The following is a 14,567-nucleotide window of genomic DNA, read 5'->3' as shown; positions in this document are numbered from 1 at the left end:
TATCTAGCTGAAGAAGAGAACTAACTCGGTCTCTCTTTCAAAATGAGAATTGCTGTGTGTTAGCTGAATAGTTATCAAATAAAAACCACCCTAAAAATAGGGTGGAGGAGGTCATCTGGTACATCTGAGGAGGAAATCTCGATGCGGGAAAACTTGAATTCTTGCTGTTCTTAATATCCCATGATTGTTTGGGGGATATCTTCATCTAGTTGGGTGAACTAACAAGGTTTTTTGAGAGGATTTCTCGGTTTTGTGATGAAATCTTGACGAGAATTAAGCCTCTTCTTCTGCGGTGACACTATCACTAATAAAAGGGTTAGATAGAGGAGTTTCTAAGATGTGGTTGAAGAGAAAACCTGTCCCCATCAAGAAACCAAAAATAACAACGGTATCAAAAGCCATTCGAGTCATTCGCTTGATAGACATGGTGCCACACTCCTACAAAACCTATTCGTGTTTGTGTCCGCTACACCTATTACATTACCTCCTAGGGGTGGGTGATTACTTCATCCATTTTAGGGGTTATGGCTCACCTGAATGGGTGATATGTTAAGCCTCTAATAGCACTTTTCTTATGCATAAATTACAAACTCAAAGAAAAATAGTCCCCACACTTCCCACCCCTCCCTGTTACTGAGCGAAGTCGAAGTACACTCCCCACCCTCACTGTTACTGAGCGAAGTCGAAGTAAACCGAGATTTTGATACACTCAATTGAAAACTGCTATAAACTGCTCCCTGCTCCCCTGCAATCTTAACTAGGATATTTGTAATCTACTTAGTATCGCATCCCTCGAAGTCAATAGTATTGCTGGATAGGCTAGGGTAAGGACACAGTATAATAAGGTCAAAAAGAAAAAAAGGATAGGTTAAGCATCTTTTTTAGCTGGTCAATAGACAAAAACAATCATATACTGATTACCAACAACCATTAACAACACTTTAAAATCAAAATGGAACAACGCGGCGTAACAGTTTGGCTCACTGGATTAAGTGGAGCAGGAAAAACCACTATTACTTGTGCTTTAGAACAAAAGCTTAGAGAAGCAGGTTATCCCATAGAAGTATTAGACGGAGATGTTGTTAGAACAAACTTAACCAAAGGGTTAGGTTTCTCTAAAGAAGATCGCGACACCAATATTCGCCGTATCGGTTTTGTCTGTCAGTTACTCACCCGTCACGGTGCGATCGTTTTAGTTTCTGCTATCTCTCCTTATCGTGAGATTCGCGAGGAAGTCAGAGGTAAAATAGGAGACTTTGTAGAAGTTTTCGTTAATGCACCTTTAAATGTTTGCGAAGATCGCGATGTTAAGGGACTATATAAGCGGGCGCGCTCCGGCGAAATTAAGTCTTTCACTGGTATTGATGATCCTTATGAACCCCCTCTAAACCCTGAAGTTGAATGTCGCACCGATCTCGAAACTTTAGAGGAAAGTGTTAATAAGGTTTGGCAAAAACTCGAAGAAATGGGTTATTTAGCTAAGCCTGTTGCCGTCTAGGTGATGGTTTTAAGGACAGTTTATACTATTTTAGTGCGTATTTCTTGCTGTGTGTAAGATGATCAAAGTACAAAACAAATTTTGTTAAACACCTACGGAGGAAGGCATCAGCCTTCCTTTTTTATGCTCAATTTCTTACAGCAGTTTTCGACTTCTTAGTTTGAGGTATTCTCTAGCCATTTTAAGGAGGTGCTTGTAAAATTGATTAAGAGGGCTGATTAATTAAGGCTTTCAGCGATCGCTGTGAACTAACCTTTGATGCCGTAAGGCGTTGATCACTATTTGAAGCAGGACAACACCCATTTGAAATCAAAGATGTGAACTAACCTTTGATGCCGTAAGGCGTTGATCACTCTGTTGCCGAAGTGGCTCCCACTTCGGGCGGTATTGTGAACTAACCTTTGATGCCGTAAGGCGTTGATCACCTCAAACAGAAGATGCCAAGATTAATTACCATAGATAAAATCGAATTAAAACAAAATGATTAGATTAAAATCTTGGCAGTGGTTTGTACTAGGAAGTCCTTTAATTATTATTGTTGGTTTCTTCGTTATTGCAACGGGATTACAAATTCATCAATGGGGAATTAATTGGATTTGGGGTATTTTTATCTTAATTTTACTCGGATGGCGTTGGTTATTGGTCAAATGGACTAAACCTGTAGAAGCACAAATCGAAACTTTAATTGCTGAGGTTTCCCAGGAAGTAGATTATCAACAAAACCAAATCCCCACCACCATCGAAGGTGAAGAAACCATAAGTAAAATAGAGACAATTCTGAACAATATTGTCCAAGAAACCCGTAGTGATCGCCCTTTTTGGGAAGATTGGGCAACCTTTTGGCAGAGGTGTCAGGATTTGGTTACGGCGATCGCTCAAATCTATCACCCAGAAATTAAATATCCTCTGCTGAATATCTACATCCCTCAAGGGTATGGACTGATTCGCGGAACGGTAGATGATCTCGATCGCTGGATGCAAAAATTATCCCCTGTTCTCAATCAAGTTAGCATTGGTCAAGCTTACCAAGCTTATGAAGTTTACCAAAAATTAGAACCCAACGCCCGCAAATTATTGCGTGTCTGGAACTGGGGTCAATGGATACTCAACCCTGCAGTAGCTTTAGCCAAAAAAACCACTTCAAAATCAACAAAAGAAGCCAATGAACAGTTATTGGTTAATTTAGGTCAAACTTTCCGAGAAACTGCCCTAAAAATCCTCGCCCAACAAGCGATCGCCCTTTACAGTAGCGACAATCTTCCCCTTTCAGATACTTTATCGGTTAAGGAAAAAACTCCTCCTCTTGCCAAAACCGAAACCCTACGAGAAATCATTGCTAAGGCCGAACCCATCAAACAAATAGAAGCTAAACCGGTCAATATTTTGCTGGTAGGACGAACAGGTGCGGGAAAAAGTAGTCTCATCAACACTTTATTTAAAGCAGAACGCGCCGCAACAGATATTTTGCCCAATACGGATGATTTTACCGCTTATCACTGGAGCAGCGTTACGGGGGAAGGGTTAACTCTTTGGGACACCCCTGGATATGAGCAGATTAATCGCCCTCAGTTTCGAGAACAGGTCTTAAGTTTTTGTAAAAAAGCGGATTTATTGTTATTGGTAACTCCTGCTCTCGATCCCTCCTTAGAGATAGATGTGAAGTTTATAGAGGCCGTTAGAGATGAGATTACTAATTTACCCGTGATTGCGATCGTCACCCAGATCGATCGCTTACGTCCAATGAGAGAGTGGCAACCTCCCTATGATTGGCAACAGGGAACATTACCAAAAGAAATAAGTATTCGAGAGGCCATAGCTTACCGTTTGGAGGTATTCGGGGAGGAATGCGACTTTATTTTACCGGTTGTTACGGGTGATCAAACAGTTGGTCGAGAGAGTTGGGGAATTGATACGTTAACTAATACTTTATTGGAGTCTATTGAACCGTCAAAACAATTGAGACTAGCTCGTTTTTTGCAACAACAAGAAGCTCGATCAGTTGCTGGTGCTAAAATTATTGAAAGTTGTATTTTAAGACTCAGTACAACGGAAGGACTTACTGCTTTATTAAAAAGTCCTGTCTTACAGTTTATTTCTACTTTAAGCACCGGTTCTCCTGGATTGGCTTATGTTTTAGCGGAGCAAATTCCAGTGGAACAGTTACCTCTTGTTATTGGTAAGTTACAAATAGCTTACGATCTTTTCTATTTATTTGAATCAGAGGGACAAACGCAAAAGTTTGATTTATTATCTTTGTGGCCATTATTATTAGATACCTCGGGTTCTAGTCGGGAAAATGCTTGGGCTTTTGGTCGTGCTTTTGTGGAGTTTTTAGCCCAAAATTTGACCCTTGAACAGTTAAAAAGAAGGTTCAAGCAATATTTATAAAATTTCTAAAAATTCTCTTAAGCTTTGTATTGGCTTGTTCGGGCTATTAATTATCATAGTATCATATTTATAATGTCTGATTTTCAAAAATTTTAGGAGTATCTTTATTATGAAAAGATGGGTTTCTATACTATTAACAAGTGCAATTATTGCGGTTTCTAAAACAGCGATCGCTGTTCCTGGGGTAGATCCTTTGTCTGTAGCTAAACAAGACAATGAAGAACAAATAACACAAGAAATTCAAGTTGCTTTTCCTGATTTTGCAGTTGTTTCTTTGAAGTCAGGAGATACAGTTACAGGAAACTTTATTGACTTAAATGAACTGAGTTTAATTATTAGCTTTAGGGATTATGTTGCGGGCATTCCTTTGGCTGAAATTGAATCTATCGAGTTCAAGGATAAAGTGTTGATTCCTATGAATGAAAATGTTATCTGTCAACAAACAAATAATAGTTGTCGTCGAGTACCTTTGGCTAAAAATCAAGATCAAGAACCAACAATCTTAAAAGATATTCCTTTTGCTAACCTCAGCCTATTTCGAGGTTCAAAGACAGCCTTATTAACCATTCCCGAACAGTCAAAAGAAGAAGAAGAAGATAACACTAATGAGTTTTCTGATAAAGATATTCACATCATCAATACTCTAGAAATGGAAGAATCAGGAGAAGTAATAAACCTTACCTTAACTTCTGCAGAGCGTTAATAAAAAAAATACTCCTTTTCATTTTAGCTGAAATTTGCGACAATAGGAAAGTATAAGTTATCAATTAACTCCCATGCAGTCCGTTGATGTTACCACCTTAACCGCAATTTGTCATGATCTACAAAGCCATTGGATACCTGCTAGGGTTGAACAGGTTTATCAACGGGATACCTACACTATTTCTATGGCTTTACGCACCTTAAAAAAACGTAGTTGGTTAACTGTTTGTTGGCATCCTCAAGCTGCTAGATTGTGTATAGGTGATCCACCTCCCAGAATTCCCGATACTTTCACTTTTAGCGATCAATTACGTCATCAATTAAACGGGTTTGCTCTCACTGCACTGGAGATGATTTCTCCTTGGGAAAGGGTTGTTAATTTACAGTTTGCTAAACGTCCAGGTGATGCACCAGTGTGGCACCTTTTTGTAGAAATCATGGGCAAATATAGTAACGTTATTTTAACTGATAGTAAACGGCAAATCGTTACAGTTGCTCATCAAGTCAATGCTAGTCAGTCCACAGTTAGAACAGTACAAACAGGGCAAAACTATGAGCTTCCACCCACCTTAACGGGGACATTTCCAAAGTTAGAAGAAGAGCAACAAAGATGGCAAGAAAGAGTTAGTTTAATTCCTGGTGCTATCAAAAAACAGCTATTAAATAGTTATCGAGGTTTGAGTCCTGCTGTTGCTTCTTCCATGATTAAAGAAGCTGGTTTAAAACCTCAACAATCTACAGAAAATTTAATGGAAAAAGATTGGAAAAGGTTATACGAACTCTGGCAAATGTGGTTACATAGCTTTGAAAGTAAAAAATTTATATCAGCATATACAGAGGATGGATATACTGTTTTAGGGTGGGGAATAGTTGAAAAAAATAATAATATTCAAACTTTAATAAATGATTACTATACGAAGAAAATAAACCAAGAAAAATTTAAACAATTAAAGCATCAACTACAACAAAAGATAAAATCTTATCTAAAGAAACTGTACAGCAAAGCTAATAATTTTCAGCAAAAAATGGAACAATCTTCTTCTGCGGACGAATACCGTCAAAGGGGAGATTTATTAATGGCTCATTCTCACCTTTGGGAACCAGGAATGAACTCTATGACCTTAAAAGATTTTGAAACAGAAAAACCCATCAAAATCCCTTTAAACCCCGAAAAAAATGCTATACAAAATGCCCAAATTCTATATAAAAAACATCAAAAACTAAAACGTGCAAAAGGTGCAGTGCAACCCTTATTAGAAGAAGTTCAACAAGAGATTAATTATTTAGAACAAGTAGAAGATAGCTTACAACAAATTCATCATTATCATTGTTTAGAAGACTTACAAACCCTCCAAGAAATAAAAGCAGAACTGATCCAACAAAATTATTTCCCCTCTCCTCCCCAACAAACTCAGAATTTTTCCGATGAGTCTCAACCCCATCAACATAAGAGTCCATCAGGGTTTGAGGTTTGGATTGGTCGTAATAACCGCCAAAACGATCGCCTCACCTTTCGTACCGCAGGAGACTACGATTTATGGTTTCATACCCAAGAAATTGCCGGCAGTCATGTATTATTAAGACTGGAACCAGGAGCAACACCCAACGACGCTGATTTGAAGTGTGCTGCTGACTGGGCTGCTTATTACAGTCGCGCCCGTCAAAGCGAGCAAGTTCCCGTAGTTTACACAGAACCCAAATATGTCTATAAACCCAAAGGGGCTAAACCTGGTATGGTGATCTATAAACGGGAAAAGGTGCTTTGGGGAAAACCGGACAACATCTCATCCTATCTAAAAAATAACGACTAAGACAAATATTTTAAATATTATTTACAAAAATTCGTGTCTGATGTTACAATTTAGACATAGAAATCAACTGGTTAGCAAAATTGGGAATGCGCCACCAGATTTTCTAGTAGAACAACAACAATATTTTATTTAGGACATCCAGCGACTACAATCGCTGGTTTTTGTTATGGATTTCTAATCTAGAGGATGAACTTTTCTTATTGTTGAACTATGATTGACATAGTATGCTAAATTATCTCTGCTTGATTCCTTTCAGATGTAAACCACAGATGCAGGTGGTTATTCAAAAGCGAACAAAGTGAATTAAGATGAAAAAGCAGGTTGCTGTCGGTATAATTTCTCTATCTTTGGGCTTATTGCCCTTCCAACCCCTCCAGGCCGCGTGGGATAGGCCAACAATATCGGCTGTCAGCGATGGTTTAGATGCCTTCTGGGGAGAAGTTTTGCGACGTTTAGGGATTCGTTATAACTATCCTCTTGTTTACTCTCATAGCAACGTGGAGTCGACCCCTTGTGGTCCTTCGGTGTTAGCCCATTATTGTGTGAATTCCAACACCATCCACTTAAACATGACACAAATCGATAGATTAGTCGACAGAGTGGGAGATTCTGCCGGGTACTTCGCCTTAGCCCATGAGTACGGTCATTCTGTTCAGAGACATCTCGGTCTTCTTGACGCAAGCCGTTCTATTATGGAGATTGAATTACAGGCAGACTGTTTAGCGGGAACGTTTTTTGCCGTTAGCGATGAACTAGGAATCTTAGAACCTGGAGACTTGAAAGAAGGGGTAACCACTGCCATGATGACAGGGGACTATGACTACGAACACACTAATCATCATGGAACACCCCGACAAAGGGCAAGGGCATTTTTAAGTGGATTTAATGACCCTAAATCTTGTTTTGAATAGAGATTAAAAGCTTTATAAAATTGTGTTTTATTTATCTGGTAACTGATATTGGGACACAATTTTTTTTGCATAATTAGGTACATGATTTTCTAGCTTTTTGGGGTGATTTCGTTTCATATATAAATAGTTACGAGTGAAATGAGAATCAATAGAAAAACGGGCATATTCTAAGCCTTTTGGTCCGACTCTTTCAATCACAACCCCCATTAACTTTGCTGCCCACATGGGTAATGTTACCCCTTGGTCATAAGCTGGAATACTCTGTTGAACCGCTTGTTTTCTATTCCCTTGAGAAATGACAGGTTTTGTATTAATTTGGTCTTCCACTAAAGCTAACATTTCTTTTCCTGTCTCATTGCGAACCATAATCCATTGCCAACCAAACTCAGCCCCCATATAACCTACCACTAAATCAGCTAAAGAATTAACATAGTCAAAACAACTCATACAAGAAGGGGCAAAAACATCTTTTAACTTGTTAGTTTTTAAACCAAAAAAGGGTACTTTCTCAATAGAACCATCTTCGTGTTTAAAATGTACCCGAAAATCCTGCATAAACTCATAATGTACAACGGTGTCGGGAGAACGACTGGTGGTTTCTAAGAATTTTTGCAGCCCTTCACGGGTAACATTATCAACGCAAGGGGTTCCTAAAACATAAAGTTTTTCTAGACCTAATTCTTTTTCTACTGCTCGTAAAGCTTGAATTTGACAACCAACTCCAATAACTAATAAACGTTTTAGGTTAGATTGTTCGATTTGTTCTAGGATGGATAGATTAGGAGATAAAGTCGGTTTATTAACTTTTGCCGCTAAAACCTCTTCAGGAGTCCTCGCAATAACTGGCATCGGTCCAAAACGATCTTCCTTTGTATTTTGAACACAAACCACTCCTTCTACTAATCCTTTTTCCAACATTTCGCAAGCAATAGTACTAATTACTCCCGTCCATTGTGCGCCTTCGATGGGGATTTTTTTTCGGGCAGAGATCATTTCTTGATGAACACCAAAATAGCATTCATTTTCGTCGTTTAAATTGCGACTTTTGCCATGAATAACTGTTTCTAATTCGGAAATTTGTTGATTGATAAAAGCACAAGCTCTCTTGACATAATGAATATAGTATGTGTCGCATAGCCCACAATCACTGCAGAGTTCTTTTGCAGGACGAAGACTACCACGTTTTAAACCTTTTGATTTTCTGTGAGCTTTTTCTTTTTTGTCAGATTGAATAGATATCATAGAGTAAAGTATTTTTAAATCAAACTAATTAGGATAGATCAGTGAGTAGTTATCAGAACGTACCATTGGAGATAAGATTAATTCACCAACAATGACATAGTTTAGATTACGCCATTGTGGTTAGGGATCATTCTTTTGGTAAACAAATGTAACAAATTAGATTATTCTTGCTCAGGATATAAATATGCTTACCTTTGCCTTAAACTGCTTTCAATTTGAATTCATCGGGGCATTGTCGGTAAATAAGGGTAAAGTGGGAATGAATCATACTCGGACATGAGTATGGCAGAATACTAAATTTATGTCTAATTGCGTTATGACAATTCGTACCGTAACCACAACCCCCATAGAAGGACAAAAACCAGGAACCTCTGGACTCCGTAAAGCAGTCACATCCTTTCAACAGCCTCATTATTTAGAAAACTTTATTCAGTCTATTTTCGACAGTCTCGATGGTTGCGAAGGTCAAACCATAGTTGTTGGTGGTGATGGTCGCTACTATAACCGTCAAGCCATACAGATTATCATCAAAATGGCAGCCGCTAACAACATCGGACGGGTTTTAGTGGGGAGTAACGGTATTTTCTCCACTCCAGCCGCATCGGCGGTTATTCGCAAATATAACGCCTTTGGAGGCATTATTCTATCCGCTAGTCATAACCCTGGTGGCCCCGATGGAGACTTTGGAGTAAAATATAATGTCAGTAATGGTGGTCCCGCTCCCGAAAAAGTCACCGATGCTATTTTTGAGCGCACCAAAACCATTAACGAGTACAAAATATTAGAAGCAGCTGATATCAACTTAGATCGCCCCAGTTCCTTTAAACTAGGGACGATGGATGTAGAGGTGATGGACTCTGTAGACCCTTATGTGGAGTTAATGCAGCAATTATTCGACTTCGATAAAATCAAGTCGATGGTGAGTTCCGATAACTTCAAAATGTGTATGGACTCCCTCCACGCGGTTACTGGACCTTATGCGCACGCCTTGTTTGAGCAGTATTTAGGAGCAAAAGAAGGAACTGTACAGAATGGGACACCCCTAGAAGACTTTGGTGGGGGACATCCTGATCCTAACCTCGTTTATGCTCACGATCTCGTTGAAATTATGTTCGGAGATAACGCACCGGACTTTGGGGCAGCTTCCGATGGAGACGGCGATCGCAATATGATCTTAGGCAAGAACTTTTTTGTTACCCCTAGCGATAGTTTAGCTGTCTTAACTGCTAATGCAACCTTAGTGCCAGGATATAAAGACGGTATTGCAGGAGTGGCCAGATCAATGCCTACAAGTGCCGCAGCTGACCGTGTGGCTGCTAAACTAGGCATAGATTGCTATGAAACCCCCACAGGTTGGAAATTCTTTGGCAACTTATTAGACGCAGGAAAAGCCACCCTCTGCGGTGAAGAAAGTTTTGGCACGGGATCGAACCATATTCGAGAAAAAGACGGTCTTTGGGCGGTGCTTTTCTGGTTGAATATTTTGGCGGTAAAAGGGGAGTCTGTTGAAAAAATTGTCTGCGATCATTGGCAAGAATACGGGCGTAACTTTTATTCTCGTCACGACTACGAAGCAGTGGAGTCAGCACCAGCTAACGAGTTAATGAACCGTCTGCGATCGCAGGTTGGAGACATGAAAGGGAAAACCTACGGCAATTATCAGGTTGCCTACAGCGATGACTTTGCTTATACTGACCCAGTAGATGGAAGTGTTAGCCAAAAACAGGGTGTTCGCATTGGGTTTACGGATGGATCTCGTATTGTTTTCCGCCTATCGGGGACTGGCACTAAAGGAGCAACTTTACGGGTGTATATTGAGAGTTACGAACCCGATGCAACTAAACACGGCATAGAGACACAAACAGCCCTAGCTCCTCTAATTCAATTAGCAGAAGAAATTGCCCAAATCAAGCAATTTACTGGACGAGATAAGCCTACTGTTATTACCTAAAAAAGCCAAGAATGTAGGATATTGATTTCTACATTCTTGCTTCTTCTAAAATATGACAATTAACACGTGCTGACCTTTATTAATCTAATCATCAAACTGCTGTAATAAAAATGAATATTTTAGTAGATTTGTTTATTGGGAGATTTTTAAATGGTAATTAAGTTCGATTCTGGATTTGAGATTATTCGCTTTAGTGACTCAGCTTATGAAAAAATAACCGTTGAAATTCAGTATAAAGGAGAACAATTAGTACATATTAATCAAGATCAAGGATTTCAAAATCTTGAGATAGAAATCTTGACAGATTATATAGAGCCAAGTTTTGTCCCGAAATTCATGCTAAGTGATTTTCTTTATGCGTTGAGTAAAGCTCAAAAACTACTACTTAATTAGTAGATTATGAGCCGTTATTAGTTGACACACGAACTAAGCCTTGTTACCAAGATTTAATTAAATAAAATCAATCAAGAACTTAATAATCGAGGGCTAGGAAAATGAGTGTTAATATTAGAATAGAGCAATTAGAATCTCTTTTTAAACTTTTAATTGAGAAAGCAAAAAATGAACAAATAGAATCCATATCAGTTGAAACAGATTATTATTGGATAATAATGAGTAGTGAATGGGAAGATTTTAATTCTGATTCTCCCCCAGAGCCATGCGTAGGTTCTTTAGTCGATGACTGGGAATCTTTACAAAAGATTTTGACTGGAGAACACATAGTAACTTATTTAGACTATGAACGTTTTGCTAGTATTCTGAGAGCCGTCTCAGAAACTATTGTTCCATCAAAAGAGATATCTTCTGAAAATAATTATGATGATTAAATAGTAGACACAGAAACTAAGCCTTTTATTAGTAGGGGGAGAACTAGCGAAGATTACTAAGGAGCAATCTAGATATTTTGGGTTGTTTAGGTAAGATAATATTCTCTTATATCGAACTAAGGTTAGGTGCTGGGCTAGAACCCCAGCAAGTCTAGGTTCCACTTGAGCCTTGAGACAGCTTCGCAAGGATGTCTTTAACGAAGCCAGATTGCGTCAAAATTCCCTGAGATGGGCTGAAGAGGAACGCCAGCAGGAATAGCCCAAAGGCCACCAACACAATAGCCGATCCCGAAGGAATATCCAGATAGAAGCTCAAGTACATTCCGGCAATGCTGGCAAATGCCCCCAGACACCCACCCAAAATCATCATCTGGTGTAGCTCTTTGACCAGTAGATAAGCCGTCATTCCAGGAGCTACCAGCATAGCAATCACCAGTAACACCCCCACGGTTTGTAGACTAGCGACTATGGTTAGACTAATGCCGGTGACGATGCCGAGGTAATACCAGCGTACCTGCAAGCCAACCGCCTGCGCCCCAATGGGGTCAAAGGTGTAAAACAAAAGCTCTTTGTAAAACAGCCAGACACTGATCAAAATGATTAAGGTGATGCCGAAGGTTAGCATCAGATCGCTCCTTTTGACCCCCAGGATGTCCCCAAACAACACATGAATCACATCGATGCGATTGGCTCCTGGTAGCACCGTTACCAGGGTTGTACCTATCGCCAGAAACGATGCCAAGATCAACGCCATCACTGCATCTACCTTGAGCCGAGATTGGGACTCAATGCCCGCCAAAACCACAGCACTGACCACCCCTGCTACCAGCGCACCCAACGATAGGGGTAACCCCAAAAACAGAGCCACAGGCAACCCGGCTAGAACAGAGTGAGCAATCATATCACCCATCATGCTCATCCTCTGCACGATCATGTAGCTGCCCACAACGGCGCACAAAACCCCCAGCAGGATTCCCATGGCCAGGGCATTACGCATGAATTCAAACCTCAACGGCTCAATTAACCAGTCCAAACCAATACACTCCTTTTTTTGTACTAAATTAAACTCCCGAAACCTTGTGCAGCAATAAACTACACCGAGGCATCGTAGGCTACCAGCAAGTTGTCTTTCGTCATTACTTCGTGGCGCACTCCCTGGGCAATGACCTGCTTGTTCAGCAATAGTAGCTGATCGTAATGATCCAGAGTTTCGCTGAGATCATGGCTGATAACGAACAAAATTTTCGATTGGGCCTTAAGCTCGCTAAAAATGTCAAACATGATAGACTCTGTTTTCTGATCTACTCCGGTGAAGGGTTCATCTAAAATCAGGAGTTCAGCTTGTTGGCACAGGGCGCGGGCCAAAAATACCCGTTGCTGCTGCCCGCCAGACAGGTTGCTAAGGCTGCGATCGCAGTATTCGTACATACCCACCCGTTGTAGCGCAGCCTTAACCAGTTCCCGTGACTGGCGACTGGGGGAACGAAACAGCCCGGTTTGCAGGGTACAGCCCATCATGACAACATTCCAGACCGTAATGGGATAGTCCCAATCAATTTGCGTTCGCTGAGGCACATAGGCAACCTGGGAAAGCTGCTCTGTTAGGGGTTTCCCTTTCAATAGGGCAGTCCCCGTGGTCGATTTAATCAGCCCCAACATAGCCTTGACCAAGGTGCTTTTACCCCCCCCGTTTGGTCCAAAGATGCCCACCAATGCCCCAGGGTCGAAGCTACAACTCACATTGTTGAGTGCTGTAAAATTGCGGTAACTCACGGACAAGTTTTGAACGAGGAGCATAGCCTGTCTCTCAGAAAAGTGAATAGACAATGAATAAAAAATGATGCAAGTATGAAATAAGTGTACTGCAAATTTTTCTTAAAAATCAACTGCTTTTTCCCCCTCTTTGGATGCGAAGGTCCGAGCGCACAGTCCCCATCTAAAATCTTTGATTTAGATAGGGACTAGACAAAAAGCACAACTTGTGTTAAGGTGTCAGGACTTTTTTCTACTAGATACCTAAATACTAGGAAAATCCCATGAGTTTTTTCTTTAAGTCAAAGCCTCGTTTTGCAGGCACTTTCGCCGCTTTAGCAGTTGTAGCTGGTTTAGCGGCCTGTGGAGGCACTACCGAAACCACCACCACATCAGAAGCAACGGACGATGCTGGAGAAGTGGTTAGTGATGGTGAAACTATAAATGTTGTCGCTTCTTACAGCGTCCTTTGCGATATGGTGGAGCAAGTTGCTGCAAGGGTGTTTGAACCCAACTGCCTGATCAGTTATGACCAGGACCCCCACACCTATGAAGCCAAGCCATCTGACCGACAGGCGATCGAGGAAGCGGATGCGGTGTTCTATGGGGGGATGAACTTTGAGCCAACGATTATTGAGATGGCCGAAGCAACCACTACCCCAGCTCCCAAAGTAGCGGTACACGATGAAGCTATCGAAGACGTGATTGAAGTTGAGGAGGAAGGGGCAGTGGAACCCGATCCCCATGTCTGGCATGATGTCGAAAACGGCACCCGCATGGTAAAGCTGATTGAGCAAACCCTGATTGAAATCGACCCAGATAATGCCGACACCTACACCAGCAATGCTGAGGCTATCACCAGTAAGTTAGAGCAGTTGGACGCTTGGATTCCCGAACAAATTGCCACCATCCCAGAAAATCAGCGTCGCCTGATCACCACCCATGATGCCATGAGCTACTATGCCAGAGCCTATGGACTGACGGTGGAAGGTACACTGTTGGGAATCTCAACGGAGGAAACACCCACAGCCGCCAAGGTTAAATCTCTATCGGAGGGGATTAAGACCATTGGTGTACCTGTGGTGTTTGCAGAACTAACCGCCAACGACAAGGTACTGGAAACTGTCGCCAATGAGGCGGGGGTGAAAATTTCAGAGGATGTGCTAATTGCCGACGGTATTGGGGAAAAGGGTACTCCGGCTGGAACCTATCAAGGAATGCTGGTTTACAATACCTGTACCATCGTGACCGGACTGGGGGGCAACTGTTCAGAGTTCGAGTGATATAATACCCCGTTAACCCCTATCCAGTCTAACGGGGTATTTTTTCCATATCGCTGTCAGAAATTTCGGCATAGTTTAAATCAGGGTGAGGAAAGAATAGGACATTGACAGCTTGAAATGATTGGGCGTAACTCAAGTAGATATCTATGTGACACTCCTCCCGACGCTGATCCAGTAGGTACAGCGCGGGCTTCCCTACCTC

13 protein-coding genes are annotated in these 14,567 nt (G+C 41.0%); 9 read left to right on the top strand and 4 right to left on the bottom strand.

Going from position 1 to position 14,567, the window contains the following annotated elements; genetic code table 11:
- Positions 1-273: 273 nt before the first annotated feature.
- Entirely contained in the window at positions 274-426 is a 153-nt protein-coding gene (locus P9B04_RS03045) for a hypothetical protein (RefSeq protein WP_342053524.1), read from the bottom strand.
- Positions 427-952: 526 nt separating this feature from the next.
- Here P9B04_RS03045 and cysC point away from each other — a divergent pair.
- The 5 genes from cysC (at position 953) to P9B04_RS03020 (ending at position 7,310) form a co-directional block, all read left to right on the top strand.
- Complete coding sequence (gene cysC / locus P9B04_RS03040) at positions 953-1,498, top strand: adenylyl-sulfate kinase (protein WP_342053523.1); 546 nt, start codon at positions 953-955, stop codon at positions 1,496-1,498.
- Positions 1,499-1,978: 480 nt separating this feature from the next.
- Positions 1,979-3,886: a GTPase family protein gene (locus P9B04_RS03035; RefSeq protein WP_342053522.1), complete on the top strand. Its 1,908-nt coding sequence runs from the start codon at positions 1,979-1,981 to the stop codon at positions 3,884-3,886.
- 109 nt (positions 3,887-3,995) lie between these two features.
- Entirely contained in the window at positions 3,996-4,589 is a 594-nt protein-coding gene (locus tag P9B04_RS03030; RefSeq protein ID WP_342053521.1) for a hypothetical protein, read from the top strand.
- Positions 4,590-4,662: 73 nt separating this feature from the next.
- Entirely contained in the window at positions 4,663-6,399 is a 1,737-nt protein-coding gene (locus tag P9B04_RS03025) for an Rqc2 family fibronectin-binding protein (protein WP_342053520.1), read from the top strand.
- Positions 6,400-6,707: 308 nt separating this feature from the next.
- Positions 6,708-7,310 (top strand): neutral zinc metallopeptidase, encoded by a 603-nt coding sequence (locus tag P9B04_RS03020; protein ID WP_342053519.1) that lies wholly within the window; start codon positions 6,708-6,710, stop codon positions 7,308-7,310.
- A gap of 27 nt (positions 7,311-7,337) precedes the next feature.
- Here P9B04_RS03020 and P9B04_RS03015 read toward each other — a convergent pair whose 3' ends face one another.
- The gene (locus P9B04_RS03015; RefSeq protein WP_342053518.1) at positions 7,338-8,552 is read right to left on the bottom strand and encodes a Coenzyme F420 hydrogenase/dehydrogenase, beta subunit C-terminal domain; all 1,215 of its coding nucleotides are present in this window, start codon (positions 8,550-8,552) and stop codon (positions 7,338-7,340) included.
- A gap of 316 nt (positions 8,553-8,868) precedes the next feature.
- On the opposite strand from P9B04_RS03015, the gene P9B04_RS03010 reads away from it, so the two are divergent.
- The 3 genes from P9B04_RS03010 to P9B04_RS03000 all read left to right on the top strand — a co-directional run bounded on the left by P9B04_RS03010 (position 8,869) and on the right by P9B04_RS03000 (position 11,330).
- Complete coding sequence (locus tag P9B04_RS03010) at positions 8,869-10,503, top strand: alpha-D-glucose phosphate-specific phosphoglucomutase (protein WP_342053525.1); 1,635 nt, start codon at positions 8,869-8,871, stop codon at positions 10,501-10,503.
- A 150-nt stretch (positions 10,504-10,653) separates the two neighbouring features.
- Entirely contained in the window at positions 10,654-10,896 is a 243-nt protein-coding gene (locus P9B04_RS03005; RefSeq protein WP_342053517.1) for a hypothetical protein, read from the top strand.
- Positions 10,897-10,997: 101 nt separating this feature from the next.
- Positions 10,998-11,330, top strand: a complete 333-nt coding sequence (locus tag P9B04_RS03000; RefSeq protein WP_342053516.1) for a hypothetical protein — start codon at positions 10,998-11,000, stop codon at positions 11,328-11,330.
- A gap of 151 nt (positions 11,331-11,481) precedes the next feature.
- On the opposite strand, the gene P9B04_RS02995 is transcribed toward P9B04_RS03000, so the two are convergent.
- Both P9B04_RS02995 and P9B04_RS02990 read right to left on the bottom strand, forming a co-directional pair.
- Complete coding sequence (locus P9B04_RS02995; protein ID WP_342053515.1) at positions 11,482-12,363, bottom strand: metal ABC transporter permease; 882 nt, start codon at positions 12,361-12,363, stop codon at positions 11,482-11,484.
- A gap of 59 nt (positions 12,364-12,422) precedes the next feature.
- Entirely contained in the window at positions 12,423-13,127 is a 705-nt protein-coding gene (locus tag P9B04_RS02990) for a metal ABC transporter ATP-binding protein (protein ID WP_342053514.1), read from the bottom strand.
- A gap of 239 nt (positions 13,128-13,366) precedes the next feature.
- On the opposite strand from P9B04_RS02990, the gene P9B04_RS02985 reads away from it, so the two are divergent.
- A complete protein-coding gene (locus tag P9B04_RS02985; RefSeq protein ID WP_342053513.1) occupies positions 13,367-14,365 on the top strand; it encodes a metal ABC transporter solute-binding protein, Zn/Mn family in 999 nt (332 codons plus the stop codon).
- Positions 14,366-14,567 lie beyond the last annotated feature (202 nt).

This window comes from Crocosphaera sp. Alani8, assembly GCF_038442745.1.
Classification (GTDB): domain Bacteria; phylum Cyanobacteriota; class Cyanobacteriia; order Cyanobacteriales; family Microcystaceae; genus Crocosphaera.
Note: the sequence above shows the minus strand (reverse complement) of the source record. Positions and strands in the feature narration are given on the sequence as shown.